The following is a 24,974-nucleotide window of genomic DNA, read 5'->3' on the forward strand; positions in this document are numbered from 1 at the left end:
TTGCAGGTCAGGAGCACTCTCCGCGTTACTGATCACGCACCGGGACACCCCTGCCGTGTGCCGCAATGTGATGCTTGTCGTCATCCCAGCCGAACTGCTGGCGGGGTGCCTCGTTCCCGGTGACGGAACCGACCCGGTGAGACTCCGTACTCGCGACGGAACGCCCCTGCAAAAGCGAACTCCGTCGAGTAGCCGATCCGCCGGGCTATCGAGGCCAGTGATGCGTCGGTCTCTCGAAGCAGGCGTGCGGCACAACTGAGTCGCCAGTCCCTCAGATACGTCATGGGCGGCTTGCCGACCACTGACGTGAAGCGTCTCGTGAACGCCGTCCGGGACATGCCCACAGTCTCGCCGAGTTGTGAAACCGTCCACTGCGTCTGCGGACTGTCGTGAATCGTGTGCAGTACGGCAGCGATGGCCGGGTCGGGAGTCGCGGTCCGGCCCTTCGAGCTTTCATCCTCCATCCATTGGCGCAGGACATGAACGAGCATCAAATCGAGTACCGCCGACCGAGTCACTTCCGTACCCGTCCGCGCTTGCGACGCATCGTCGTCGAGCAGGCTGACGACCGATCGCAACGCCGGGAACCGCTCATAGTCGGGAGACACCACGAGCAGGTCCGGCATCGCCTCGAGGTACGGGTGCACCTGACCATGGTCCAACCGGTAGGCGCCGCAGAGGAACTCGAAGTCGGCGGAGCCGGAACCCGGCTGGTCCAGGCTCAACACCACCTGTGGCAGCCCACGAAGCGCACACGGCGCGTAGCTGAGCCCATGGTCTGCTCCAGACGTGATCAGGACGACATCGCCCGGCCGGAGCGCGACGGGTGGCGCATCAACGGGGATGAGCCAGCCGCTGCCCCGGAGGACCACGTGGAAACCGCTCCCGGTCAAGCCGGAGTACCGCAAACCCCACGAACCCGATTGCCGAAAACGTCGGACGGTTCCACGGCCGACCCGGAGGCTGGTGATGGCCTGACTGATCATGTCCACCCGCTCGATTCTATGCGCCGTACAAGCTCGTATTCAGCCGCACCAACTGGGTATGTCCGCGCACGTCGGCAGCTGGTTCAGTGAGTGCCATGGAAGGAAACGACACCGGCATGAGGGATTGCATCGTGGTCGGCGCCGGAGCCGCCGGGATGAGTGCCGCTCTCACACTCGCCCGGGCCCGACGAAACACCCTGGTCATCGACGCCGGCCAGCAGAGCAACCTCGCCGCGGCGGGTATCGGAGGTCTGCTCGGACACGATCGACGCCCTCCCGCTGAGTTCTACGCCTCAGGGCGCGCGGAACTCATGGCCTACCCGTCCGTCGAGCTGTGCCGGGGCGAGGTCGCCCATGGCGTGAAGGAGGATGACGGAAGCTTCACTGTGACCTTCAGCGACGGCCGTCGTGAGCGAGCCCGGAGCATGGTCCTGGCCCCAGGTATGAACTACCGCTATCCACCGCTGCCCGGCATGAACGAGCGCTGGGGTCATTCGGTCTTCCACTGTCCGTTCTGCCACGGCTGGGAAGTCCGCGATCGCCCCATGGGTGTTCTTGCGGAGGGAGCGGTCGGCGTGCACGGAGCGCTGAACCTCCGCGCCTGGAGCGATCGGATCACGCTGCTGACCAACGGCAGCGAGTTGTCAGACCAGCACCGCGAGCAATTGGTCGTCGGCGGAGTGGGCCTCGACGAGCGGCCGATCGCCGGCCTCGACGGGCCAGGGACCGAGTTGCGGTCCGCCGTATTCGCCGACGGCGGAGAACTCCCCATCGGTGCATTGCTGGTCAAGACGACTCTCTACCAGCGCTCCACGCTGGCCCGCGACCTCGGAGCGTCCCTGACCGAACCGGACGAGATGCTCAGCGTCGAGGCGATCAAAGTAGACGCAATGACCCGGACCGGCGTCCCCGGGCTGTACGCCGCCGGGGATGCGGCCACCTCGGTTCCGCCGTCCATGGCGGCCGCCATGGCATCGGGCTACCTGGCCGGCGCCGCCGCCGCTGTGCAACTTGCCGCAGGCTACTGAGGCCCACTCTCACAACGCAGCCGAGCCACGCCCGCAAGGCCATCACCGCCCAGTGCGACGTTCGGCATGCTGGGTGACCTGCTGGATTCTGCGTCACGCCAGGTGACCACCTACGGCGAGGGCGTGGCCGAACGCGTCAGCGCACTGACCCCAGGCCCCGTGGACCGCGTCCTGGGACACCTCGCCGACCGGGGGCCGGATCGACCGTGCCAACCAGCCCAGTCCGGGCGGCGGCTCGCTACCGACTCTGACCGAGCCGACCGGGGATCCCGATCGTGTCCTCACCGTCTCGGGCTTCGCCGCCGCAGCCGAACTGGGCGTCCGAATCACCATCGAGATCCGCTACGACCAGATGAACGAGTTCGCCAGGCTCGCCGACGAAGGAATCCTGGTCGTACCCGTTATCCCCCACCTACACCCTCGACCACCTCCAGGAAGCGGCCATGCTCGACCGATCCCACCGCCCCGGCGGCACACTCACGCTCGTCCTGTGAGCTTGTCCGACCGTTTCGGCACGGCTGCGTGCGCCTCGTCGAGACCATGTGCTCCTCCGCACTCCCCAACTCCTGCCTCCCCCGCGACGTGTGGTTCGACTGCGTCAACTGGTGGCCGCATTACGGCCTCCCCGAACGTAGCCCGAGGGGCGATGCGCTCGGTGTTGCGCTGAGAGCGCCTGATCTTCAGCCTGGACGTCCTGAAAGACCGAGGTGATCGGGATGACGGCCGGCACAGCGAAGCCTGCTTCCAGCGCGAGCCGGTCATCTGCCGGGCGATGACCCCGTTACGTACGATCTTGTGCGTGTCGGCACCGTCCTTGAGGCAACGGGCCGACCAGCACTCCTTCCTTCACCGGTCCGGGTCGTCTGACTGTGGCCGGCCCCTTGCGCTGCGCCTGTCAGCGCATGCGGGCTCTCAGGGTGAAGCCGCCGTCAACGGGGAGAATGACGCCTGTGATGAACGCGGACTCGTCGGAGGCGAGAAAGAGGGCCGCGTCGGCGACATCCTGAGCGGTGCCCTGGTGGCCCATGGGCACGAGCTTTGCGCGCTGGTCGGCGATGTCCTCGCGTCGGGCGCCGGTCGACCGGGCGACGGAGTCCACACCCATCGGGGTGTCCATCATGCCGGGCGCGATGGCGTTGACGCGGACGCCGTAGGGTGCGTATTCCAGCGCCAGGCTGCGGGTCATGGCGTGTACCGCCGACTTGGAGGTGGTGTAGGCGATGGCTTCGCCGCCCGCGAGCAGCCCCGCCATCGAGGAGATGTTGATGACGGCTCCGTGTCCTCGTGCCCGCATGTGCGGCAGCACGTATTTGCACGTCATCCACATGCCGGTGAGGTTTATCTCGAAGCCGTTGCGCCAGTCCGTCGGCGAGAGGTCCTCGGTGCGCCCGCGCGGCACGATGCCGACGTTGTTGTGGAGCACATCGATGTGCCCGAAGACGCGCAGGGCGGTCTCCGCGATCGAGGCGCAGTCCTCCTCGGCGGTGATGTCGGCGCGGTGGGCCACGGCTCTGCCTCCGCTGTCGCGGATGAGTGCGACGGTCTCTTCGGCTGACTTCTCGTCCTGGTCGACGACCAGGACGTGGGCGCCTTCTTTGGCGTAGGTCAGCGCTGCGCAGCGGCCGTTGCCCATGGTGGTGCCCGGAGTCTGTCCCCCGCCGACCAGGACCACGGTCTTGTCCTGCAGACGTGCGGTCACGGCTACTCCTCTCCTTGTGTGCGCGGCGGCGGGCCGGAGGCGGGCCGGGACATCTGAGGGTTCACCTGGTCATAGCGCGAGTGGCTGCCTGTGACCGCGTCGATGGCGGCGTCGAAGGAGGTGGCGAGCGGCCAGCCGGCGTAGAAGGCGATCTGGATGGCGCTCTCCCGCAGGTCTGCCTCGGACAGGTCGCCGCTGTCCAGTGCGGCCTTGATGTGCAGCGGCGTGTGCAGGCGGTTCTGGCTGAGGACCGCCAGGACGGTCAGGGTGACCAGACGCCGCTCGCGCCGGGACAGGACCGGCCGCTGCCACAGGTCGCCGTAGATGTGCTGGGCGGCCAGGCCGCCGATCGAGTCTGGATCGGTGATGTCCGGGACCGTCATCTGCATGATCTCTGCCATGGCGGCCTGGCCGTGTGCGGCTCGCCCGGCCGGCGTCTGCCCGCCGGTCTCGTCTCCGGGGCCTGCGGCCTGCGGGGCGCTCACCAGGTCACCGGCAGTTCTTCGAGCCCGTAGGTCAGGGCATCATCGTGGAAGTGCAATTCGCTCTCCGCCACCGCGAGTTGGAGGGTGGGGTAGCGCTGGAAGAGGCGGGGCCAGGCTTCTTGCATCTCGACCCGGGACAGGTTCTGGCCCAGGCACTGATGGACGCCGAAGCCGAAGCCGATGTGCCGGCGCTCGGTGCGGGTGATGTCGAGCCGTTCGGGGTCGGTGAAGACCGCGGGGTCGCGGTTGGCGGCGGGCAGATTGCAGATGACGCCCTCCCCGGCCCTGATCAGGACGCCGCCGATCTCGGTGTCCTTGAGGCACACACGTCGCGGCTCTGTCTGCACCATGCTCCAGTAGCGCATCATCTCCTCGACTGCCGGGGCCGCGTTCTTCCTCGGGTCCGCAAGGAGGGTGTCGCGCTGGGCGGGTTCTCGCAGAAAACCGAGGATGCCCAGGCCGATCATGTTGGCGGTGGTCTCATGGCCGGCGCCGATGACGAGCATGCCGAGCCTGACGGCCTCTTCAAAGGTCAGGACGTTCTTGTCATCGACCCAGGTGTTGACCAGGCGGGAGAGGAGCCCGTCGTCGGGATGGTCGCGCTTGTCGGCCATGGTGCGGCGGATGTTCTCGACCTGTTTCCGGTGGGCGGCGAGTTTCTCCTCCTTGGGCAGGCTCAGCTGCACCACTTTCTTGGCGGATTCGTGCACGGCGTGCCGCTGCTCAAGGGGGACGCCGAGGATCTCGCAGATGACCATGGTGGGCAGGGCGAGCGCGTATTCCTCGATGAGATCAACGGGTTTGGCCTTGTCCGCCAGTTCGTCAAGGAGCTGCTCGGTCAGATCGGCGATGCGTGCGCGCAGCTTCTCGGAGGCTTTGGCGGTGAAGTCCGGGTTGAGGATGCGGCGGATCGGCAGGTGTTCGTCGCCGTCCTTACGGAAGAAGATGTTGCCCTCGACTGCGGGCTGGGCGCTGGAGGTGTTGGGGAAACCGGGGTCGGTGACGTCGGCGCTGAACCGGCCGTTCGGGCCGAGGACTTGCTGGACGTGGTCGTGCCGGGTGATCAGCCACGGCCGGCTGCCGTCCCATATCGTCACTCGGCGCGGTACGCCGGCTTCCCGGAAGGCGGTGGCTGTTTCCGGCGGTGCGAAGGGACAGCCGCGGGGCAAGGGGAACGCCGGAGCTTCGGCCTTGGTGTCGTTTGACATGAACGTCTCCTGGAGGGTGTCAGGCGGTCACGGGAAGGCTGGTGCGGGCCTGGTCCCAGGGCGTGCGGGTGGTGAGCAGGCGTCGCAGGGCACGCAGCTGGCGGATCATGCCGACGCCCAGGGCTGCGGTGACGTATCCGTCGCGGACGTACACAGCCGTGAAGGCGCGCTGCTTCAGGCTGCCTTCGACGATGTGCACGGCATCGGCGCCGCGGGTGCCGCCGTAGATCTGGATCTTTAGGTCGTACTGGTCGGACCAGACGTAGGGCACGGTCTGGAACGCGGTCGCGGACGGCCCGGCGAGGACATTGCGGGCGACTGTCATGCCCTGTTCGGAGGCGTTGGTGCGGTGTTCGATACGCAGGCGCTCCCCGGTGACGGGATCGGGCCAGGAGGCGACGTCGCCCGCGGCCCATACGGCGTCGCCCGCGCGCAGCAGGCTGTCGCAGACGATGCCGTGGTGCAGCGACAGGCCGCTGCCGGTGAGCCAGTCGGTGTCAGGGCGCGCGCCGATGCCGACCAGGACGGCCTGGGCACGGAGGACGCGGCCGTCGGCAAGAAGCACACCGACAGCACGCCCGTCCTCGGCGATGACTTCTTTGACGGGCGAGCCGGTGACGATCCGCACTCCCCGCTCCCGGTGCACTTCGGCCAGCATCGTGCCGACTTCGGCGCCGACGGCGTCCGCGAGCGGCACCTGCTGGTCGGTCACAAGCGTCACCTCGCAGCCGAGCCCGCGGGCCACTGCCGCGGCCTCGGCACCGACGAAGCCGCCGCCGACGATCAGCAGATGCGGGTGGGCCGCCAGCGCGGTTCGCAGCGCCAGCGCGTCCTCCACTGTGCGCAGCGTGTACACGCCGGTGAGCCCTTGAGCGCCGGGCAGCATGCGGGCACGGGCACCGGTGGCGAGGACCAGGTTGCTGTAGGTGAGTTCCGTACCGTCGGCAAGACGCACCCGGCGGGCCGCCATGTCCAGTTCCGTGGCCCGGACCCCGAGCCGGAGTTCGATGCCGAGGTCGCTGTAGGTCTCGGGCGCGCGCAGACGCAGCCTCTCCCGTTCCCAGACGCCGCTCAATAACTGTTTGGACAGTGGCGGCCGGTCATACGGCAGATGCGGCTCACCGCCGACGAGCGTGAGCGGACCGTCGTAGCCGCCGTGGCGCAGTCCTTCGGCGGCAGCCACGCCCGCCGCTGACGCGCCGACCACGACGAGTCCTCCTGACGCAGTCACGCGTGGACCTCAATGACGGATGCCGGGCAGACGGCCGCTGCCTCACGGGCGGCTGCATGCTGCTCCGACGGCGGCTCGGCGTCCAACAGCACCACGACACCGTCCTCGTCCCGTTGGTCGAACACCTCCGGAGCGAGCAGTACGCACTGGCCGGCGCCGCAGCATTTGTCCTCTTCGATGGTGATACGCATGAACGCTCTCCTCGCTGACACGGCGTAGGCAGGCCCGGGCGGGACGGCCCACTCTAACTTTACGAGCGTATATTTACACCCGTTTAGCGTCCGGTCCAAGGTGCGGACGTATGGGAGGCTGGGAACGTGACCGAACCTGTCCAAAACCCGACGTCACCGGCGGACTCAGCCGCCGGGCGCAGATCCCGCAACGCCCGGGGCGAAGGAACCAAGCTCCGCGAGGAGATCCTTCAAGCGATGCTGCGGCTCATCGCCGACGAGAGTCGTATGCAGACCGTGCCGCTGTCCCTGCGGGAGGTGGCGCGCGAGGCAGGAGTCACCGCACCGGCCATCTATCTGCACTTCACGGACAGGGAAGAACTCTCACGCGCCGCCGTGAGCGCGCTCTACGAACAGCTCCTGGACGAGATGAACCGAGCGGAGGAGACCTCGGCCGGTCACTCCCCGGCCCGGCAATTGGCCGAAGTGGCCCACGCCTACTGCCGCTTCGCCCAGAACAACCCCACCAGCTTCCGTGTGATGTTCACCATCCGTAACCGCCACCGGGACGAGATACAACAAGTGGCGGACTGTTGGCGCCGTTCCGTCGCACGCATGGCCGAAACCGGTATCCGCCTGGCTCAGACTCCCGAGGCGGCTGCGGTATCGCTGTGGTCGGCCGTTCACGGCCGTCTCCTGCTGGGAGACGACACAGCAAACGCATGGCGCCTCGGCGACGTGCACCACTTCGTCGACGAACTCGCCCGGTCCCTTTCCACAGTTGACGGCCACTCCACTCCCCCCGGCGACAGCGCCCCCTAGTACTGCAACGGTGCTTGCCGTGACTGGTGACCAGCTCAGTCGTTGGTGTGGTTATGGGTGGGGACCTTGCTGATATCAGACTGTGGGCGGGTGAACTGAGCGCTCTGCACGAGCGGTTCGTACACCGGTTCAACCGGGAGGAGCCGCGGCAATCCGCTCTGGCGTACACGCGAGGGCTGATCGCGCCGTTGGAGCGGAAGAACGGCTGGACGCTTGCGGAAGAGGCCGGGCATGCGGGTCCCGACCGCATTCAGCGGCTGCTGAACCGGATCGAGCGGGACGCCGACGAGGTCCTGGACGACGTGCGCGACTACGTCGTGGAACACCTCGCAGACCCGATGCCGTCCTGATCGTCGATGACACCGGCTTTCTTACCCGCACCGGCGTCCCGTGGCGGGATGTACCGGAGCGGTACGGGCCCTGGGCCGGGTCCGACGACCTGTTCCGGCGCCGGCGGCGTGACGGCACCTGGCGGCGGATCTTCGCAGCACGCCAGGCGCAGGCCGGCAACAAGGACTTCATCACCGGGGACCTCACCACCGACTCCTCCGTCGGCCGGACCCACCAGCACGCCGCCGGGGCGCGGAAAAGGGGGACCCGCGGAAGGAGCCGTCCGGCGGAGACGGCGCTCTTTTGAAGGCGGCGGTACGACGGGAGCCGAGACACCGACGTCCGGAACCGATGGGTGTCAGCGCCGGTCGATCGCGAGGCCGCGTGCCGCGAGTTCGGCCAGGACCGGGTCGCGACGGCCGTCGAGTATCTGCCCGTTCATCTGCAGCGACTTGTTGAGCCGCCGCAACGCCTTCATGTCGAGCAAGGGCCTCAGATCGGTCAGGGCATCGTGGCTGCCGAAGAGGAGCTCGGCGAGGTCTGGCAGACCGACCAGGGCGCTGATGTCCGCCAGTTCGTGCAGGTACCCCAGGCGCAGGGACCGGAGCGAGGTGAGACCGGCCAGCGGCGACAGGTCCTCCCAGGACAGGTGGGAGAGGTGGAGCCGGGTGAGGGAGGGAAGGACGGGGAAGTCGGCCGGCAGGGGAACCCTGTCCACGCTCAGCACTTGAAGCCCGGGACGCTTCTCCAGCGCTCCGAGCGAGCGGAGACTTCCGAGCCGGTCGAGCGTCAGCTCGGTGACCGAGGTGCCGGCCAGCTCGCCGAGGTCGGTGAGTGAGGGCAGGCCGCTGAACTCCAGCTTCCGCAGGGCAGGCAGCTCGCCCAGGTCGCCGGGGCTGACGAGCTGGCCGGTGTCGCTGACGGACAGGGTCTCCAGCGTGGTGTGGGAGCCGAGGCCGGTGAGGTCCAGCAGTCCGGGGCACCTCGTGAGGCGGAGTTCGCGCAGCCCGGAGAGGGACGCGAACGGCGAAAGGTCCCGTACGCGCCCCAGTCCGGTCAGGTCGAGCCGGCGCAGCCCGCTGAGGGAGGCCAGTCCGGCGAAGTCCGCCAGCGCGGAGCAGTCGTCGAGGGCGACCGTCTCCAGGGAGGGCAGCGGCCCGATCCCCGTGACGGAGGCGAGCCGCTCGCAGTCCGCGATCCTCAGCTCTGCCAGGTGCGTCAGCGCGGCGAGCCCCCGCAGGTCGAACAGCTCCGGGCAGCCCTTGACCGCCAGCGCCGTCAGGCGGGGGTGGTGGCCGAAGCCTCGGAAGGACCGGAAACGCGGGCAGTCCTCGATGACCAGCTCGGCGAGGTGCGGTGCCGCGGCGATGCCGTTCAGGTCCTGGAGTCGCTTGCAGCTCGCGAGGTCCAGGGAGGCGAGGGCGGGGACGTTCGCCAGACCGGTCAGGTCGCGGATGGCGGTCCAGCCGAGGTCGAGGTGGGTGAGGCGGGTCAGCCCGGAGAGCTGCGCCAGGGACTTGAAGGACCGGCAGCCGCGCATGTTCAGCCGCTCCAGCAGGGGAAACGCCGCCCCGAAACCGTCCACCGAGTCGACCCGGGTCATGCTCAGATCAAGGTCGCGCAGTCGGCTCAGCGCCAGCAGTGGCTTGACGTCGGAGACGGGGCGGCAACGGTGCAGACTGAGCCGGGTGAGGTTGCCGAGGCTGCTGAGGGGTGTCAGGTTCTCGACCTCTGCGCAGCCGTTCAGGTCGAGGTGGCGCAGCTCCGTGAGGGCGCCGATCTCCGTGAGGTCGGCTATCTCCTTGCAGCGCTCGACGGTCAGCGTGCGCAGCATGGTGAGGTGCCGCAGACCCGCCAGCGAGGTCACGCGCCGCAGTTTCAGCTCGGTCCGCCCCTCCTGCCGGAAGGCCGGCGCCAGCAGTCCCGCGGCGAAGCCGTCCGGGTCGGCGACCGTGGGCCACAGCCGCAACAACGTGTCCACCGCCAGTCCCGCGACCGGCGCGAACCGAGCGGCAAGCTTCAGCGCTTCCCCGTCATCGGCGACAACGACCAACTCCCGCACGGCTTTGCGGGCCTCTGCGGGCTTCGCCGTCTTCAACAGGTCGGCATACGGCTGGAGTGCAGGGGCGCTGTGACCGTCGGTGATCGATGTCATGCCGAGCACCCTAGGCGGTGGCACTGACATCGCAGGAGGACGACGGACGGACGCCCACATCCACGTCCGGCCTGACGGCCGGGGAACGGGAACTCGGCTGGGGCGAACACTTCGAGGTGCGTGGGATCGCCGAGGTCCAGGCGCGGCGGCTGAGCATACGCACTGTGATGACGGTGTCCGCGAGGTCGAAGAAGGCGTTGATGACGCTGATGCGGCGTTTTGGAGCAGCGTGCGAGCAGGCAGAAGGCGCTTCGCCAGGCGTGGGTGCGCTCTACGTGGCAGCGTTGGGTGGCCTGGATGATCAAGGAGTACGGGGCGCTGCGGCGCACCGTCTACGCCGCCCGCTACCTGGCGGACGAGACCTACCGCCGCAAGATCGCCCGGCAGCTCAACAAGGGCGAGTCGCTGCACTCCCTGTGCCGGGATCTGCACTACGCCCACCAGGGGAAGATCCGTGAGCGGTTCCTGGCCGGGCAAGGTGAGCAGGCGTGGTGCCTGACGGTGCTGACCAACTCTGTAGTGACCTGGACCACGGAGTACTACGGTCTGGCCGTCGCGCAGATGCGGGCCGAGGGCCGGGCGGTGGACGACGAACTGCTGGCGCACATCTCCCCGGCGCACAGCGAGAACGTCAACTACCACGGCACGATCCATGTCGAGGTCGACACCGAACGCGCCAAACTCGATCGGCCGGCTACCGGCCGCTGCGTTCCCAACGGCCGGAGCGTACATGGGCCGGGCGAGCGGCCTGCCCTCGGACACGCCGACGCCGGTTTCTCCTTGATCCAGGTCATGGGCCGGGAGTGGTGCTTCCCCAGCCGGGTGGCGCGGCCATAATGCCGGCTCCAGTCCTCGGTCGCCGACCTCGCCGAACCCCGGCGGATGGCCACTTGGTGGCGTTCGCCGCCGCGATGCGAACCGGGCCGCGGACGAGGCGATCGAGGTCTTCGACATGCTGAAGTCCGACCTGGCCCGCGCCCCAGCGAAGTGTCAGTGGTGGCCCATAGCATCTCGGCCATGACGAGAACGGCACAGACGTACGCCTATCTCCGTCCCTCTGCCGTGCGGGGTACGGCAGAGGGACGGAGCATCGGTCTGGAGACCTCCGGCGGCGCCACCCCGGCTGGGCAGGAAGCCCATCCGCGCTTCTTCAGCGGCTTCCTGACCCATCCCCAGGCCACCGCCGCCGGACTGCTGTGCGTCGCGGACATCGCCGCCGCCCGCTACTACCAGCCGCAGCTCGACTACTGGCGCGACCCGGTCGTCACCGGGAACGGGGACCGGCTGAGGTTCGAGTCGTTCTCCGCTTGCTGCGGGGTGTACGCACGGCTCGACATGCTGGGCGACGCCCTCGACGGCGACGATATCGGGCACGGCACGACCAACGTCGACGTAAACATCCCGCTGCGGGACGCCCTGACCCGGGTGGGCCCGAACGATCCGCTGCGTCTGGAGGTTGGGCCCGATGAGATGACCGTCGCCACCTTCGACGAGCCGGTGGTGGAGAAGAAGGTGCCGTTGCCCGAGCGCTGGCTGCGCGGCTTCGCCGAGACCCAGGTGATCGCCTCCGGCTTCGACCTGCGGGCCGAACTCCCCGGGGCCGAGGCCGTGCGTTTCCTCCGCGCGCTGCCACGCCCCAGCACCACCCGCGGCGCCTCCAAGGGAGCGCGCTGGATCGTCCCGGCGGGCCGCTCGCTGCGCGCCACCACCCGGCCCGTCCCCGGCGCGGTCTGCCTGCCCGGGCCGGAACGGCTGACCGCGCTGACCCGGGTGTTGCGCCATGCGACGGGGCTGCGGATCCACGGCCCGGCCGTCACGGCGGGCAGCTGCCCGGTGGCGAGCGCGTGGGAGATCGGACTCCCCGGGATGCGGCTGACCCTCACCCTGTCCCCGGACACGACACGGGGCTTCTCCGGCGAGGGCCGCGTCCTCGACGCCCTGGCGGCGGAGGAGTCGGCGGAGGACGCCGACCTGGTCTCGGTGCTGCTCGCCTGGGACCCCGCCGTTGACATCGCCGACCTCGCCGCGCAGTCCGGGCTGACCCCGCAGCGGGTACGGGCCGCACTCACCCGCCTCGGCACGGCCGGGCGCATCGGCTACGACACGGCGGAGGCGGCGTACTTCCACCGGGAGCTGCCGTACGACACCGGACGGGCCGAGCGGGACAACTCCCGGCTGCGCGCCGCCCGCGCCCTCGTCGACGCGGGCGCGGTGCGCCTCGACGGTGAGACGGCCACCGTCACCGTCGAGGACCACAGCCACCGCGTGAGGTCCACCGAAGGGCGGCTGACCTGCACCTGCCGCTGGTGGGCCGAATACCGCGGCGGACGCGGCCCGTGCAAACACGCCCTCGCCGTCCGCATCGCCCACCGAGCGGCCGCGCCTGGTACGACCGCCACCGCCCAGGACAACGCCGACACCCCCACCGGAGCCACCCGATGACCTTCACCCACGCCTTCCCCGACTACCGGATCCCCGACGGCACCGCGGACGGCATCCGCGGCCTGCTGGACGCGGTGCGCGAGGGCCGCGTCGAGGACATCCCCAAGCTGGTCGGCGCCCTGACCGACGCCGAGCGGCGGAAGGGGCTGCCGGTGCTCAAGCAGTGGCGCAAGGACACCCCGGAATTCTGGCGGGGCGAGGGGCACCTGCTGGTGCGCCAGGGCCTGCTGCTCGCCGGGGCGGGGTGCTGCACCGGCGCGGCGGCCGCGGCCCAGTGGCTCACGAGCCGCGATCTGTGGTGGGCCGGGCCCGAGGATCCCCAGGCGGTCGTCGGCGTGATGGACGACCGTGCCCCCGAGTGGCTGGCCGAGGTGGCGCGCCGGCTGGCGGAGCGCCGCACCGTCGGCGGGTGGGAGTATGGGCTGATCAAGCGGCTGTCGCTGATCGCCGGCTGCGAGCCGCCCATGACGGACAGCTTCATCCTCGGCTGGGAGAGGGACATCCCGGAGCGGGGTAAGACGATCGAGGAAAGGCTGCGGGACGATCCGTTCCTTGAAGCGGCCGTCCCCCGGCTCTTCGAAGTGGACGAGGCCGGCTCGGACTTCCAGTACATCCGGAACACCGACCCCGGATGGCCTGACGCGCTCGCCGCACTCGCCCGGGAAGGACTGCTCAGCCGCGAGATGCTGGTCGAGGGCTGTCTGTCGCGGCTGCTGCGCGGTGGCCGGCTCGGCATCGTGAAGGGCTTCCTCGCCCTGCTGACCGCCCTGGACCTGACCGCGGACGAGCGGGCGGCGCACACCCTCACCTGGGTACGGATGCTCTCCGCAGGGCACTCGCTGGCGGCCGCCCGCGCCCAGGAGACGCTGGCCGAACTCGACGAGGCGGGCCGTCTGGAGACCGAGCACCTGGTCGAGGCATCGCGGGCGGCTCTGTTCCGGCCCGAGAAGAAGATCGTGCGCTCCCAGCTGGCCATGCTCGACAAGGCGATCAAGCGCGACCGGTCTCTCACGGACGAGCTGCTGCCGGTGACCGCCGAGGCCTTCGGCCACGAGGACCACAGCCTCCAGGACAAGGCCCTCGCCCTGGCCGTCCGCCACCGCAAGCACGCGGGCGACGCCATCCTCGCCGAACTGGCGGCGAGTGCCGAACTGCTCCCCTCCGACCTGCGTGAACGCGCGGTCGAGGCGTTCGGTGGCGCCGTGCTCGCCGAGGAGGCCGATCCGCTTGCCGCCGGGGGCGACGTCCTGCCGCCCGTGCCGGACCCCGAGCGCCTGGATCCCGCACCGCTCGCCCCTGCCGAGCTCGCCGAGGAGATCGTCGCGCTGCTGCGCGGCAAGGGCACCCCCGCGCAGGAGGAGCGGGCGCTGAACAGCCTCGTGGTCCACGCCCACGCCGACCTGACGGGGCTCCGCGCGGCCCTGGAACCGGTCGTCGCAGCGCACCGGCAGCCTGCCTCATGGCTGAGCGACAATGTCTTCGCACAAGCGCTCGAAGCCGTCGTCATGTTCGTCATGGGCGAGGCCGCAGAGGACAAGACGCGCACCCTCAGCACCCAGTCCGGCCTGGACGCCCTCCGTTTCCGGTTCCAGGAGTACCAGTGCCCGCACACGGCGATCTGGTCCGTCTGCCTCAGCCGCGCGGCCGAGATCGGGGCGCGGCTGGAGCTCGGGGACCCCTTGCCGTTCCTGCTGGCCACGCCCACCTGGTCGACGGGGACCATCGACCCGTTCGAGCTGGTGGCCCGGCTTGCCGCGTACGAGGACTCGGGCACCGAGCCCGGCCCGGCGGACCTCGACCAGGCCCTGCTGCGACTCGACCGTGCGGTGCCGCTCGAAGCGCGGGCCGCGGCGGACCGGCTCACCTCCCCGGCGGGGCGGCGGCTGGCCGCCTGGCTCGCCTCGGGCGGCCTGCCCGATCCCGCCCTCTCCCGGGAAACCGAGCGGCTGAGGCTCAGGACCCCCCGCCCCGGTGTCCTCGTGCACACCGAGGCCGTTCCCGGGCACGAGGACTATCCCGAGCCGTTCCGCTCCCTGCTCGGCGCGCATGACCCTATCGGCGCTCCGTGCAAGTGCGGGGGCGGCGGGGAGTGTTCCGCCCGGGCCCTGGCCCTCCTGCCCCAGCACCGGGAGATCATCGCGGCACGGATGCTGTCGGCCTTCACGACCCTGGCCGACTCCGACCACCTCGGTCACGGGGTGCCCGTGCTGCCCGCGCTGGCCGAGTCGGGCGGACCGGCCGGGCCCGCGACCCATTTGCTGGTGGCATACGGGCTCGGAGCACGGCGCTTGGAGGAGCAGTTGTTCGCCGTGGACGCGATGCTCGTGCTGGCCGCTCGCGGACAGCTCGACGCGGAAGGGCTCGGCCGGGACATCGCCGAGCTGACCGGCCTGCGCCGCCTCAAAACGAAGCGAGTCGTGGCAGCGCTGCAGGAAGTGGCGCGCACCGGTGCGTACGCCCGTGTGTGGGCGGTGCTCTCAGGCGCCCTCCCCGGGCTCCTGGCGGAAGAACCGGCACCCGCCGGCGGCGCTCTGCTCACGCTCGCGGCCGACTGCGCGGAGCGGTCCGGGGCACGTGGCGCGATACCGGAGATCGACGAGCTGGCGGCGCGCAAGGGCTCATCACAGCTGATCAAGCAGGCCCGGCGGCTCAGGACGGCGCTGAGCCGCGACGCCCACTGACACGTAGGGTGCGGGACTGACGGACGGAGTCCTCCATAAAGCCCCAGCGGTGCCCAACCATCACTCAACTGTGGTCGTCCAGGAACGAACAACGGAGGAAGCCGACCGTCGACACATGATCGCATTGCCGCAGGTCACCCTGTCTCAGAAGCTGGTGTCATAAGGCTTGGTCAAAACCTGCGTCACGGCGTCAAGTTACGGGACAGTCGTGGGATGGGTCTTGCGTACTGCCGTGTAAGCACGACCGCTCAGGACCTCGACCGGCAGATCGACGCGATGCGGGATGCCGGCGTCGCCGAAGGACACCTCTACGTCGACAAGCGCACCGGCGCCAACATGGAACGCGAGGGCTTGAGGGCTCTGCTTGGGTTCGCCCGTCCCGGAAACCGGATCAACGTGCTAACGCCGGACCGGCTTGGCCGGAACATGCGCGAGACCCTGAACCTCGTGCACGACCTCACCGAGCGCAGTGACTTCCTGCGCACGCTCGGCGACAAGCTCGCCGTGGACACCAGCGAGCCGGGACCCGGCACCGACATGGCCATCGCACTGCTGGCGATTTTGCCCGGATGGAGCGGATCTACATGCTGGAACGTGCCGCCGGTGCCCGCGCGGCCAAGGAAGACCGCGGCCTGCCGGCCGGCCGCCCCGCGAAGCTCAACGCGACCACCCGCGCTGGAGCCGCCCAACGGATCAAGGATGGCGCGAACCCCGAGCAAGTCGCCGCCGAACTCGGCGTCAGCCGCTCCACGCTCTACCGGAACTACGCAAGCACCGCGACGGCGCCGCTGCCGAATATGTCGGGACAGGGCGGGTGATCAACGAGCCAGACCACATCCGCACAGGTCAGGGATATCCGTTGTTTTTCGGCGATTACCACGGGGACCCCGGGTGGTGACGATCCATACGCCGGATCCGACGTCGACATTATTCGTGACTACAGGGCTGGGCGGCGGCCCTGCCACGGCACTGCGATCTCGAGTTGGACAGCCACCCGTATGAGCAAATCCTCGCGGCCCGGGGCGGCCGCCAACTGCACACCGATCGGCAGGCCATCGGTGTTGACGTGCCGGGGCAAGAAGATTGCGGGCAGAGCAGCGAAGTTGACGAACGGAGTTGCGGGCGCGAACTGCAGGCTTCGAGCGAGCGGTGCCAGCGGATCCACCGAGTCGGATTCCAGCGTGCCGTGCAGCGCGATACAGAACGATCGATGTTGACTAAGCGTCCCGGCGTGGCTAGCGTGCTTTCACATGCTGAACGTCTTAAGGGGGACATGCTGGACGAGCCCACCCTCCGACTATCCAGCGCGGCGTCATTTCCCCTCCGTGGAAAGCGCGATGATTCCGCCGCAAACCCCACCGCACCGGGGCGCCCCGGCAACACCATGAAGAGCGGGACAGTAGCGGCTCCCCCTTTCAGGTAAGCCAGACCGCCTAGCGCGTGCCCGCCAATAATGGCGGATAGCACATCTGCCCGTCCATCCATAGTGATTCGTGATGCCCTGAGGCTGGAAATACGCACACATCTGACGTTGATTTCCGTTGTGCCACGTCAGACAAAGGATGCACGTCCCTGCCGAGCGAGCCACCAGTTCTGGCCCGGTGCTGCACGAGGCAGACGGCCTTCGATTCAATCAATGCCCCATGCGGGCCAGTCGCTACCCCCCACGAAAGCAGGCATCCACCGATGGCCGCTCCCCTCGATTCCCGGATCCGGCAACTGGGCATCCTTGCCGTGCTCGTTCTCCTCACGGAGACGGGTCCGCTGGAAGTGAGCCTCGTCTACCCAGCGGCCGAATCTCTCACTCAGTCTTTCGGCAGCGCAGGTGCCGACGCTGTCACCGGCACGGTGAGCCTGACCGCCGTGGTGTGCATCCCCCTGCTGGGGCGCATCGCCGATGTGGCGGGCAAGAAGCGGGTACTGCTGTGTTCCGGGGCTCTCTTCGCGGTCGGGTCGCTGCTGTGTGCGGTGGCCGCATCGTTGCCGCTGTTGCTACTCGGTCGGATTCTGCAAGGGGCCGTGGGCGGTGCGCTGGCGGTTGCCTACGCGATAGTCCGGGACGTCTTCCCCCGCCATCAAGTCCCGGTCGCACTGGGTGTGGTCTCCAGCGGTGTCGGGATCAGCGGGCTCGCCGCGCCCTTCCTCGGCGGCGCCTTGGTCGACCGCTACGGCTACCCCGGTGTGTTCTGGTTCCTCTTCCTGCTGAGCGTACTGGTGCTGCCGCTCGCGGCGGCCATCCTGCCTGACGACCGACGCCCCAACAACGCAACAGCCACGGGATCCCGACGACTTGATGTCCCCGGAGCACTCCTGCTCGGCCTGGCCGCCGCGGCACTGGTGTCGGGCATCAGCGCCGGCGTGCGCTCGGGCTGGTCCTCGCCCGGCTTCCTGGCGGCCCTTCCCTCCGCGGCACTCCTGGCCATCGGCTTCTGGCGACGTGAACGGTCCAGGCCCGACCCGGCCATCGACCTCGGCCTGCTCACCGCTCCGGCGGTCCGGGACACCCTGCTCCCGGCCGTACTCACCACCGCATGCTCCACCACCGTCGCCTACCTGGTACCACAACTGTTGCAGACCCCGCGCCATGCCGGACTCGGCTACGCCTTCGGCCTGACCGCACTGGCCGCGGCCGGCTGGACCTTCACTCTGGGACTCGGTTCACTCGCCGGCGGCCCCATCGGCGGGTACCTGGCCAGGCGCAGCGGCCCTCGCAGCACGGCGCTGACGGCGCAAGCACTGGTCGCGACCGGAGCACTCGGCTTCGCTGCACTGCCCGGGCAACGCGGTGCCATCCTGCTGATCAGCCTCGTGTTCGGCCTCGGGACCGGGCTCACCTACGTGGCCTTCGCCAACCTCATCACCGAGGCCGTGCCCGACGAACGAGCCGCCACCGGAACGGCCTTGCTCGCGGTCGCCAACCAGCTCGGGGCGGCAACCGGGGCATCGGTCCTGGCCTCGGTACGCACCCTGTACCCGGTCAGTCCCACCGGAACGCTCTTCGCGGGCAGCGGCTACCGCCTGGCCTTCATCTGCGCCGCGGCCGCCGCGCTGCTCGCCCTGCTGGCCACCTGGCGCATGCGACACGGCCGCGCCCCGGCAACCGGCGGTGCCGCCACCCGTCGCATCGACCCGTCCACGGCCGGGTCCTCGGACCGCGGATCCTCCACCAAGGAAATGATCTGATCACCCATCCTGAGCTTGTCCCTTGACATCGAGCCCGGTTGTGTGATCACCCCGCCCGAAACCACCACACAGGACACGCCATGCGATCACCTCGCCTCGAAGCGCGGTACCTCGGTTCTTGGTCCGGCGCACCGTCTTCCAGTACCTGGAACGACATACATCATTCGAGGATGCTCCGCAGGCGGCTCAGCATGCGGTCCGCGTCTGCGGCGTCGAGGAAGTGCGTGACGTATTGGCCTTTCTCGTCCAGCACGTAGGTGAGGGCCGAGTGCGGGACCGCGTAGTCATCGGGTCGGTCGGGGTTTACCTCGCGCGCGGCGAAGACCTTGAAGGCGACGCGGGCCGACTCGCACTCTTCGGGTGTACCGGTCAGGCCCAAGAAGGCCGGGTATTTCTCCTGCAAGAAGGCGCGCATGACGTCGGGTGTGTCCCGCTCGGGATCGACCGTGATGTAGAGGGGCTGAAGCCGCTCTCCGAGCGGGCCGAGCTTCTCGAGAACACCCGACAGCTTCGCGAGTGCCCGGGGGCACACCATGCCGCAGTTGGTGAAGCCGAAGAAGATCAGCTGATACTTGCCGGAAAAGTCAGTCTCGGTCACCCTGCGACCATGGTGGTCGGTGAGCGAGTACGCGGCCTGGATGGGTGCAGTGTTGGCGCTCATGCGGCGTCCCAGATCATGTCGCCGGACGTCAGCCCGCCATCGAGCGGAATGGTCAGTTCGACACCCTCTTCGGAGGCCCTTAGCTCGTATAGACGAGCGCCCTCGATCGGCTCAGCCATGCTGCCGCGTCCGCCGGCCACAGGGACCCGGTCGACGAAGAGCGTCCAGGGAGCGGACCCGAGGCGTGAGATGGTCAACTGCACCGTCGGTGTGGACGAGCCATGCATCGAAGAGAACGCGAGCTGCAGGCTCTTCGTGTCATCGTCATACCAAGCACGGCGGACGTCCACACCGTCGCTGAGTCCGGTCAGCGCTGGCCGGGATCGCTCACGCTCGGTCGACGGCTGCTCGTAGAGCTTGCGCAGACCATCGGCGACGTTGAGCCGCGCGTAGGGCAGCATCGCGTTGCTCGTGATGGGAGGCATGGCAACGAACCGGCCCGCGTCGTCATAGGTCTCGTCGCGGCGGGGGTAATAGAGGCCGCCGTTTTCCCACTGCGGGTTCATGAAGGTGTCCGCGTGTGCCAGCAGGCCGGAGAGAACGTCCTCGTCACCCATCTCCGAGGCCCAGCCCGCGAGCCACCCTAGTTCTCCCAGACCGCCAGGTCCCTGGACCTTCTGGCTGTCGGGGAGCATCCCGAGCTGGGTGACGGTGAGCGTCCCCGCGTCGGTGGGCTCGACCCAGTGGCGGATCTTGTCCTGGTAGGTCTTGCGGATCAACTCCGGCCGCCACATGTTCATCAGCATCCCGAGCCACCCGTCAGTCCAGGCGGGGTCGTTGTCGACGACGAAGTCCTTGGGAAGCAACTCGTTGCGTTGGATGATGTTCTTCACCACCGGACGTGCCGAGTTCGTCTGCGCAAGACGGGACTCACGACGCCCGTCCCACACGGCGGCATGAACCGCCAACACAGGGAACGTCACTGACCGTCGGGTTTGGCACAGCTTCTTTGCGTGGTTCGGTCGAGAGCGCGCTCGATGATGTCGGAGATGAACTCGGGGGTCACTGCTTCGCCCTCATAGGTCGCGCGGACGAGGACCGCGCCGACCAGCATGGCCAGGCAGGGCTCGACATCTCCGGGCTGGAGATGCCTGATCAGGACGCTACGGATTCCGGTCGTGGCGGTCTCGTAGAGGCGGTCTCGCAGGCCTCGGGCGCCTTCGTCGTGGCCGGCGCGTTCGATGACGCTTGCCATCAACCGGTCGTACTGGCGCTCCGACAGTGTCAGCGCAAGCGCACTCAGCGAGTCATGAAGGTCTTCACGGAGATTTCCTGTGGCCGGCGGATGGGTGGCGTCGTCACAGATGTGGGCGATCGCATCCCGCATGAGATCGCCTGGCGTCGGCCAGTGCGCGTAGATGGTCGCCTTCGAATATCCGGCCCTTCGGGCGACTTCGGCGTGTGTCGTCGCCTCCCAGCCACCTTCCAGCAGTGACGCGGCACTCGCTCTGATGACGTCGCGCCGCGTGCGGGCGACGCGAGGATCTTCGCGTCCACCTGACAACTTACCCATGCGCCGAGGATAGCTTCCCGTAGTCCACCAGGCCACTACTGAACTGTGAGTATAGTAGTGTGCCATTGGTCTAAAACTTGTGCGGGTGGTCTGCGGCGTGGACTCAGCCATGCGCGCACCGCCCGGCGTCCCTCGCAACGCCCCAAGGCCGGCGCCCTTCCGAAAGGCTCCTGGATGACTTCTCATGTAGTGCCACACACCCAGCAGGCGATCGTCCAGTGCCGCTACGGAGCGGTTCGCGACGTGCTCGCCCTGTCAGAGGCCGCTCCCGTCGACGCTCCGGGGCCTCGGGAGGTACAGGTTCATGTCCTGGCGGCAGCGGTCAACCCCATTGACTGGCAAATGATCGAGGGGAACCGGCGTCTCATCACCCGCCGTCGCTTCCCCTTCACGCCTCTGTTCGACCTTGCCGGTGTCGTCACCGCAGTCGGGGATCAAGTCACCTCGTTCCGCGTAGGTGACCGGGTGCATGCCGACAACGAGACCGACGGAGGTGGGGCCTCGGAGTACGTCAATGTGCCCTCGCGGCTCCTCGCCCACACACCGACGGGGCTGGACTTCGCCGAGGCAGCCGCGCTCCCCCTCGCGGGCCAGACAGCGATGATCTGTCTGGACAATGGTCGCGTCACGGCCGGAACCCGCGTCGCGGTGATCGGAGCGTCTGGAGGCGTCGGTCACTTCGCTGTCCAAATGGCGCGCACGGCCGGGGCCTTCGTAGTCGGTGTCTCCAGTGCGCGCAACCAAGAGTTCGTGCGGTTGTTGGGCGCGGACGAGTTCATCGACAGGAATGAGACAGACCTGTCATCCAGCTTCGGCGCGGACTCGTTCGATGTGGTGATCGACTGCGTCGGCGGGCGCGAGCAGTGGATTCAAGCGCAGCGAGTCCTGCGTCCGGGAGGGCGATTCGTGACCATCGCTCGCGATGAGGACGGCGTGGTCACACCCACCTCCGCAGTGCGACTCGCATCAACGATCACCGCTCGCAGACTACGCGGCGTAGGGCCACGAGGAACGAAGTACATTCCTGTCTTCCTCAAGGCCTCCGGTGCCCTGCTGCAGCGCGTGAACAAACTGGTGGAAGATGGCCGAATCCACGCGCACCTCTCCCAATCCTTCCCACTGACTCTGGAGGGCGTGAACGCGGCGATCGATGAGAGCCGCGCGGGGCGAACCACTGGAAAGCTGGCGCTCCTGCGATGACCTCTTAGGCTTGTTTCGCCCACGCTGAAGTCGCGATTCGGCGCCGTCACCAGGTCGGCGAGAAGTGAGACACCTTGCCTGCTCGACGTTCTCGCAACGGTGCCGGTCCGAGCCCTGAGTCGTACCCCGGAACCACCGATGACGCGCCTGCCGACCTGCGCGCCGACGCCCGCCACAACCGCGAACGCATCCTGAAGGCCGCGCGCGGGGTGTTCGCGGCCCAGGGCGTGGACACCCCCATGAGCGCGATCGCTCGCCGGGCCGGCGTGGCCGTGGCCACGCTCTACCGCCACTTCCCGACCCGCTCCACGCTGGTGGCCGCTGCGTATGACGATCAGCTCGCCGTGTGCACGGCCACCCTTGAGAAGGCACTGGCCGACCCGAACCCGGCGCACGGCCTCTTCCGCCTCCTGGACACGGCCTGCACCACGCTGGTCACCGACCGGGGCTTCGACACGGTGTTCATGACGCGCGTCCCCGAGGCACTGGACTACAACCGAGAGCGCACCCGAGCGAAGGAGGGCCTGTCACGCCTGATCCAACGCGCCCGCGCCGCCGGACAACTCCGCGACGACTTCGAACCCGCTGACATCCAGATCCTCCTTCTGGCCGTCAGCGGCCTGGCCCAGCAACCCCCCGAAACCGCCGTGCCCGCCGCCCGCCGCCTCCTCACCTACCTCTTCCAGTCCTTCCAGGCCCACCCCCCGGCCCAGCCTGGCCCACTGCCTCCTGCCCCACCCATGAATCTGCGTCGGGACTGTCCGGCCACGTAGCACCCTCACAGCCGGGACGTGAGGGGAGCAAGCCGATCCACGCGCCAGACGGACTGACGCCGGTACGACCGAACTCGCGGAGTGTGCCGCGATGTCATCAGCGCAGCCGTATCACTGGAGTCATGGCCGCACCGCGGGTCTCCGCTGCTCCTCTTTCCCCCGTGACAGGGCGGACGGTGGCGGCGACGACCGGCGTCGGACCGTCGGGGACGCCTCTCTGGTTGCCGCCGATCCACCGACGACTCCCGAATCGAGGCCTCCGTCGGCCACGGTGTCAGCCGATGGTTTCCTTCGGACTCCGCACCCGGGGTGGGAAGGTTCCCCGCGGGCAGGAGGCGCCCTGACGGATGAGGGCCAGCAGTCCCGGGAGTCGGCCGTCGAATGCTTCACGGCGCAAGACCGGCGGGCGCAGTGTGCCGTCGGCCTTGCAGACGGTGATGCCCGCGTTGAGCGGCTTGGAGAGGTGATACCAGCAGGTCGAGGCCGGCAGCCACACCCGCTCGGCAATTTCGCCGACGGTTGGCTGCTCTCCGTCGAGCAGTAACTGCACGATGGCCGGCCGGATCTCGTCGCCGAGCACGGCGAAGACCTTGTCCAGGCTGGGCAACGGCAGAGGGGTCGATGTCCGGGGATCACGCGCCACGGGAAGGACGACCGAGACATGGCCGGCGACGGCCGCATCCAGTACCTGCTCGACCGGATCGAGATCCAGGACAAGATCGCCCTCTGCGGCCTGGGGCACGACCGCACCAGGCCGACAGCGTGCTCGCCCAGGGAGCTGAGCTGTTCAACCCCCGGACGTCAGGTTCGACGCCACCGCCGCCGGAGGGAAGATCTTCGAGCTGCGTGAATACGCCGAACTGACGGCCCTGTAAGCCTTCCCGAGGGGCCCTGGGGCACGGCTGGAGAGCCTTCGGTGACGCCAGGTTGCGAGCAACTCGGTTACCAACGCCGGAGACTGGAGACGCGGTTCCTGGGGCACAGCAACCCCTCCAAGGGCGGCGGCTGCCCGACGTACCGCGACACCGAGACCAGCGACCTCGTCGCCCGGAGCCTGGCCCTCACCAACGCCAGCAAGCGGAGCCAGCGGCTACAGGGCAAGGACAGTGAGATGCCGTAGTGGTGCCGGACGTCCTCCTCGACCTGCGCGCAGGGAAGGCGACGGGTGTCTGAGCTGGTCAGCGGCGACGCGTTCCTGCGCCTCTTCGAGTCGCCACCCTGACCTTCATCGAGACTCACTCCACCGGTACGTGGAGCGCCACTTGATCGGTGGCCACCTCGGCGCTGACTACGACCGACAGCATTCCTTCACCCCAGCTCCCCGGATAGAACATTCTATCTTGACAAGTGGATCGCACGACGGCACTCTCAGGTCGGAGCAGAACGTTCGGTCGTCATTGACCTTGCCCAGGGCGGAAGTTCGCGACTGGGCAGAGCCGGACGTGCCACGAATGTGCCACCCCCCTGTATCGCCCTGTCACCGTTGAACAGTTCCGAAAGGGTCACGTGACCACCGTGGAATCTCGCGCCGCAGTAGGGAATGCCCCGGCCCTGCGTGCTTTGTACTTCGTGCGATTCACCTTCGCCGCCGTCTGGGCTGCTCTGCTGTTCGCGGCCAACTCACCGCTTACCTTGCTCGCCGTCGATCTGCTCGTGCTCTACCCCTTGTTCGACGTCGGCGCGGCAGTGATCGACGCATACGCATCCCGCGGTGCTGGAGTGGTACGCGGTTTGCTTGGCCTGAACATCGCTATCAGCCTCTGCGGCGCCGCCGGCCTCGCAATCGCAGGCGGCTCAGGTATGCCCGCGATCCTGCGGGCATGGGGGGCCTGGGCAATCGTATCGGGACTCGTCCAACTGATCGTCGGCATTGTCCGCCGCAAAATGGGCGGCCAGTGGCCGATGATGCTTGCCGGTAGTCTGTCCATGCTGGCCGGATGCTCGTTCATCCTGCAGGCATCCGCACCGGATCCGAATCTGACCAGCGTGGCCGGATACATGGCGCTCGGTGGGATCTTCTTCCTCATCTCCTGTCTCCGTCTCGGACCGCGTTCCGCGCCTTGCGGGTGCAGACTCTGCAGCGAGTGAGGCCGGCCAACCCGGGCGGTGGCCGCCCCACTTGAAAGGGCTCACAGGTCATCCGCTTCCCGAACCTGATCGCTTGGTTCGGACCGGGGTCCGTCTTCAAAAGGATCTTGCCCAGAGCAGGATCGACGCGAACTGACCGCTGCCTCCCAGGAGGTGGCGGTCTTGTCGTATCTGGTGGCCATACCGCGGAACCTTTGAGGCGGTTGAAGCACCGTTCAACGACGTTGCAGGCGGCGATGGATGCGAGGGTCGAACGCCGGTGGCCGGCCGCCGCGGCTGCCGCGGTTGTGCCGCTGTCGCTGGAGGTCGGCTTTCCGGG

General features: G+C 68.4%; 23 protein-coding genes and 2 pseudogenes. 12 read left to right on the forward strand and 13 right to left on the reverse strand.

The genetic code is table 11. The annotated features are described in order from the left end of the window. Positions 1 to 80 precede the first annotated feature (80 nt). Positions 81 to 986, reverse strand: a complete 906-nt coding sequence (locus M2163_RS01970) for an AraC family transcriptional regulator (protein WP_280893135.1) — start codon at positions 984 to 986, stop codon at positions 81 to 83. Positions 987 to 1,081: 95 nt separating this feature from the next. Between M2163_RS01970 and M2163_RS01975 the strand changes: the two genes are divergently transcribed. Next, complete coding sequence (locus tag M2163_RS01975) at positions 1,082 to 2,014, forward strand: NAD(P)/FAD-dependent oxidoreductase (RefSeq protein WP_280892953.1); 933 nt, start codon at positions 1,082 to 1,084, stop codon at positions 2,012 to 2,014. An 895-nt stretch (positions 2,015 to 2,909) separates the two neighbouring features. On the opposite strand, the gene M2163_RS01980 is transcribed toward M2163_RS01975, so the two are convergent. Genes M2163_RS01980 through M2163_RS02000 form a run of 5 tightly spaced genes read right to left on the reverse strand, consistent with a single transcriptional unit; the run spans position 2,910 to position 6,828 of the window. After that, a complete protein-coding gene (locus tag M2163_RS01980; protein ID WP_280854816.1) occupies positions 2,910 to 3,713 on the reverse strand; it encodes an SDR family NAD(P)-dependent oxidoreductase in 804 nt (267 codons plus the stop codon). 2 nt (positions 3,714 to 3,715) lie between these two features. Further along, positions 3,716 to 4,198, reverse strand: a complete 483-nt coding sequence (locus M2163_RS01985; protein ID WP_280854815.1) for a carboxymuconolactone decarboxylase family protein — start codon at positions 4,196 to 4,198, stop codon at positions 3,716 to 3,718. After that, a complete protein-coding gene (locus tag M2163_RS01990) occupies positions 4,195 to 5,406 on the reverse strand; it encodes a cytochrome P450 (protein WP_280854814.1) in 1,212 nt (403 codons plus the stop codon). The genes M2163_RS01985 and M2163_RS01990 overlap by 4 nt, the downstream gene beginning before the upstream one ends. A 19-nt stretch (positions 5,407 to 5,425) precedes the next feature. Then, positions 5,426 to 6,637: an FAD-dependent oxidoreductase gene (locus M2163_RS01995; RefSeq protein ID WP_280892954.1), complete on the reverse strand. Its 1,212-nt coding sequence runs from the start codon at positions 6,635 to 6,637 to the stop codon at positions 5,426 to 5,428. Further along, entirely contained in the window at positions 6,634 to 6,828 is a 195-nt protein-coding gene (locus tag M2163_RS02000; protein ID WP_280854812.1) for a ferredoxin, read from the reverse strand. Before M2163_RS02000 ends, M2163_RS01995 begins: the two co-directional genes overlap by 4 nt. A gap of 126 nt (positions 6,829 to 6,954) precedes the next feature. Between M2163_RS02000 and M2163_RS02005 the strand changes: the two genes are divergently transcribed. Then, positions 6,955 to 7,629 carry a TetR/AcrR family transcriptional regulator gene (locus M2163_RS02005; RefSeq protein ID WP_280892955.1) on the forward strand — a complete coding sequence of 225 codons (675 nt, stop codon included), beginning with the start codon at positions 6,955 to 6,957 and terminating at the stop codon, positions 7,627 to 7,629. Between the two features lie 53 nt (positions 7,630 to 7,682). Beyond that, positions 7,683 to 8,266: pseudogene (locus M2163_RS02010) on the forward strand (transposase). Between the two features lie 51 nt (positions 8,267 to 8,317). Here M2163_RS02010 and M2163_RS02015 read toward each other — a convergent pair. Further along, positions 8,318 to 10,114: a hypothetical protein gene (locus M2163_RS02015; protein WP_280892956.1), complete on the reverse strand. Its 1,797-nt coding sequence runs from the start codon at positions 10,112 to 10,114 to the stop codon at positions 8,318 to 8,320. A 133-nt stretch (positions 10,115 to 10,247) separates the two neighbouring features. After that, positions 10,248 to 10,413, reverse strand: a pseudogene (locus M2163_RS02020) (IS5/IS1182 family transposase); the annotation flags it as partial. A 1-nt stretch (position 10,414) separates the two neighbouring features. Between M2163_RS02020 and M2163_RS02025 the strand changes: the two are divergent. The 4 genes from M2163_RS02025 to M2163_RS02040 all read left to right on the forward strand — a co-directional run bounded on the left by M2163_RS02025 (position 10,415) and on the right by M2163_RS02040 (position 16,055). Then, the gene (locus tag M2163_RS02025) at positions 10,415 to 10,951 is read left to right on the forward strand and encodes a Tn3 family transposase (protein ID WP_280893136.1); all 537 of its coding nucleotides are present in this window, start codon (positions 10,415 to 10,417) and stop codon (positions 10,949 to 10,951) included. 180 nt (positions 10,952 to 11,131) lie between these two features. Further along, entirely contained in the window at positions 11,132 to 12,556 is a 1,425-nt protein-coding gene (locus M2163_RS02030) for an SWIM zinc finger family protein (protein WP_280892957.1), read from the forward strand. Then, positions 12,553 to 15,237: a DUF6493 family protein gene (locus M2163_RS02035; RefSeq protein WP_280892958.1), complete on the forward strand. Its 2,685-nt coding sequence runs from the start codon at positions 12,553 to 12,555 to the stop codon at positions 15,235 to 15,237. Before M2163_RS02030 ends, M2163_RS02035 begins: the two co-directional genes overlap by 4 nt. A 569-nt stretch (positions 15,238 to 15,806) precedes the next feature. Next, entirely contained in the window at positions 15,807 to 16,055 is a 249-nt protein-coding gene (locus M2163_RS02040) for a helix-turn-helix domain-containing protein (protein WP_280892959.1), read from the forward strand. A 119-nt stretch (positions 16,056 to 16,174) separates the two neighbouring features. Here the strand turns inward: M2163_RS02040 and M2163_RS02045 are convergent, their stop codons facing one another. Next, entirely contained in the window at positions 16,175 to 16,402 is a 228-nt protein-coding gene (locus M2163_RS02045) for an amidase family protein (RefSeq protein WP_280854806.1), read from the reverse strand. A 521-nt stretch (positions 16,403 to 16,923) separates the two neighbouring features. Here M2163_RS02045 and M2163_RS02050 point away from each other — a divergent pair. Next, positions 16,924 to 18,420 (forward strand): MFS transporter, encoded by a 1,497-nt coding sequence (locus M2163_RS02050; protein WP_280854805.1) that lies wholly within the window; start codon positions 16,924 to 16,926, stop codon positions 18,418 to 18,420. Between the two features lie 160 nt (positions 18,421 to 18,580). Here M2163_RS02050 and M2163_RS02055 read toward each other — a convergent pair whose 3' ends face one another. The 3 genes from M2163_RS02055 to M2163_RS02065 form a co-directional block, all read right to left on the reverse strand. Further along, the gene (locus tag M2163_RS02055) at positions 18,581 to 19,081 is read right to left on the reverse strand and encodes an SCO family protein (RefSeq protein WP_280854804.1); all 501 of its coding nucleotides are present in this window, start codon (positions 19,079 to 19,081) and stop codon (positions 18,581 to 18,583) included. Next, the gene (locus M2163_RS02060; RefSeq protein WP_280854803.1) at positions 19,078 to 19,914 is read right to left on the reverse strand and encodes a hypothetical protein; all 837 of its coding nucleotides are present in this window, start codon (positions 19,912 to 19,914) and stop codon (positions 19,078 to 19,080) included. The genes M2163_RS02055 and M2163_RS02060 overlap by 4 nt, the downstream gene beginning before the upstream one ends. Positions 19,915 to 20,000: 86 nt before the next feature. Beyond that, positions 20,001 to 20,594 carry a TetR/AcrR family transcriptional regulator gene (locus M2163_RS02065; protein WP_280854802.1) on the reverse strand — a complete coding sequence of 198 codons (594 nt, stop codon included), beginning with the start codon at positions 20,592 to 20,594 and terminating at the stop codon, positions 20,001 to 20,003. A 174-nt stretch (positions 20,595 to 20,768) separates the two neighbouring features. On the opposite strand from M2163_RS02065, the gene M2163_RS02070 reads away from it, so the two are divergent. Next, the gene (locus M2163_RS02070; RefSeq protein WP_280892960.1) at positions 20,769 to 21,794 is read left to right on the forward strand and encodes an NAD(P)-dependent alcohol dehydrogenase; all 1,026 of its coding nucleotides are present in this window, start codon (positions 20,769 to 20,771) and stop codon (positions 21,792 to 21,794) included. A gap of 74 nt (positions 21,795 to 21,868) precedes the next feature. Beyond that, the gene (locus tag M2163_RS02075) at positions 21,869 to 22,567 is read left to right on the forward strand and encodes a TetR/AcrR family transcriptional regulator (RefSeq protein ID WP_280892961.1); all 699 of its coding nucleotides are present in this window, start codon (positions 21,869 to 21,871) and stop codon (positions 22,565 to 22,567) included. A gap of 274 nt (positions 22,568 to 22,841) precedes the next feature. Here M2163_RS02075 and M2163_RS02080 read toward each other — a convergent pair whose 3' ends face one another. Further along, positions 22,842 to 23,309: a winged helix-turn-helix domain-containing protein gene (locus M2163_RS02080; RefSeq protein WP_280892962.1), complete on the reverse strand. Its 468-nt coding sequence runs from the start codon at positions 23,307 to 23,309 to the stop codon at positions 22,842 to 22,844. Between the two features lie 174 nt (positions 23,310 to 23,483). Here M2163_RS02080 and M2163_RS02085 point away from each other — a divergent pair, with 174 nt between their 5' ends. Beyond that, on the forward strand, positions 23,484 to 23,687 hold the full coding sequence (locus tag M2163_RS02085; protein WP_280892963.1) for a hypothetical protein: 204 nt from the start codon (positions 23,484 to 23,486) through the stop codon (positions 23,685 to 23,687). A gap of 386 nt (positions 23,688 to 24,073) precedes the next feature. Then, on the forward strand, positions 24,074 to 24,655 hold the full coding sequence (locus tag M2163_RS02090) for a hypothetical protein (RefSeq protein ID WP_280854798.1): 582 nt from the start codon (positions 24,074 to 24,076) through the stop codon (positions 24,653 to 24,655). The last annotated feature ends 319 nt before the right edge of the window (positions 24,656 to 24,974 follow it).

The organism is Streptomyces sp. SAI-135 (assembly GCF_029893805.1).
Taxonomy (GTDB): domain Bacteria; phylum Actinomycetota; class Actinomycetes; order Streptomycetales; family Streptomycetaceae; genus Streptomyces.

Excerpts from the sequence above, each read along its gene's own strand:
- M2163_RS01970 (WP_280893135.1), bottom strand. The coding sequence starts at position 986 with ATGATCAGTCAGGCCATCACCAGCCTCCGGGTCGGCCGTGGAACCGTC.
- M2163_RS01975 (WP_280892953.1), top strand. The coding sequence starts at position 1,082 with ATGGAAGGAAACGACACCGGCATGAGGGATTGCATCGTGGTCGGCGCC.
- M2163_RS01990 (WP_280854814.1), bottom strand. The coding sequence starts at position 5,406 with ATGTCAAACGACACCAAGGCCGAAGCTCCGGCGTTCCCCTTGCCCCGC.
- M2163_RS02000 (WP_280854812.1), bottom strand. The coding sequence starts at position 6,828 with ATGCGTATCACCATCGAAGAGGACAAATGCTGCGGCGCCGGCCAGTGC.
- M2163_RS02015 (WP_280892956.1), bottom strand. The coding sequence starts at position 10,114 with ATGACATCGATCACCGACGGTCACAGCGCCCCTGCACTCCAGCCGTAT.
- M2163_RS02030 (WP_280892957.1), top strand. The coding sequence starts at position 11,132 with ATGACGAGAACGGCACAGACGTACGCCTATCTCCGTCCCTCTGCCGTG.
- M2163_RS02035 (WP_280892958.1), top strand. The coding sequence starts at position 12,553 with ATGACCTTCACCCACGCCTTCCCCGACTACCGGATCCCCGACGGCACC.
- M2163_RS02040 (WP_280892959.1), top strand. The coding sequence starts at position 15,807 with ATGGAGCGGATCTACATGCTGGAACGTGCCGCCGGTGCCCGCGCGGCC.
- M2163_RS02050 (WP_280854805.1), top strand. The coding sequence starts at position 16,924 with ATGGCCGCTCCCCTCGATTCCCGGATCCGGCAACTGGGCATCCTTGCC.
- M2163_RS02055 (WP_280854804.1), bottom strand. The coding sequence starts at position 19,081 with ATGAGCGCCAACACTGCACCCATCCAGGCCGCGTACTCGCTCACCGAC.
- M2163_RS02065 (WP_280854802.1), bottom strand. The coding sequence starts at position 20,594 with ATGGGTAAGTTGTCAGGTGGACGCGAAGATCCTCGCGTCGCCCGCACG.
- M2163_RS02070 (WP_280892960.1), top strand. The coding sequence starts at position 20,769 with ATGACTTCTCATGTAGTGCCACACACCCAGCAGGCGATCGTCCAGTGC.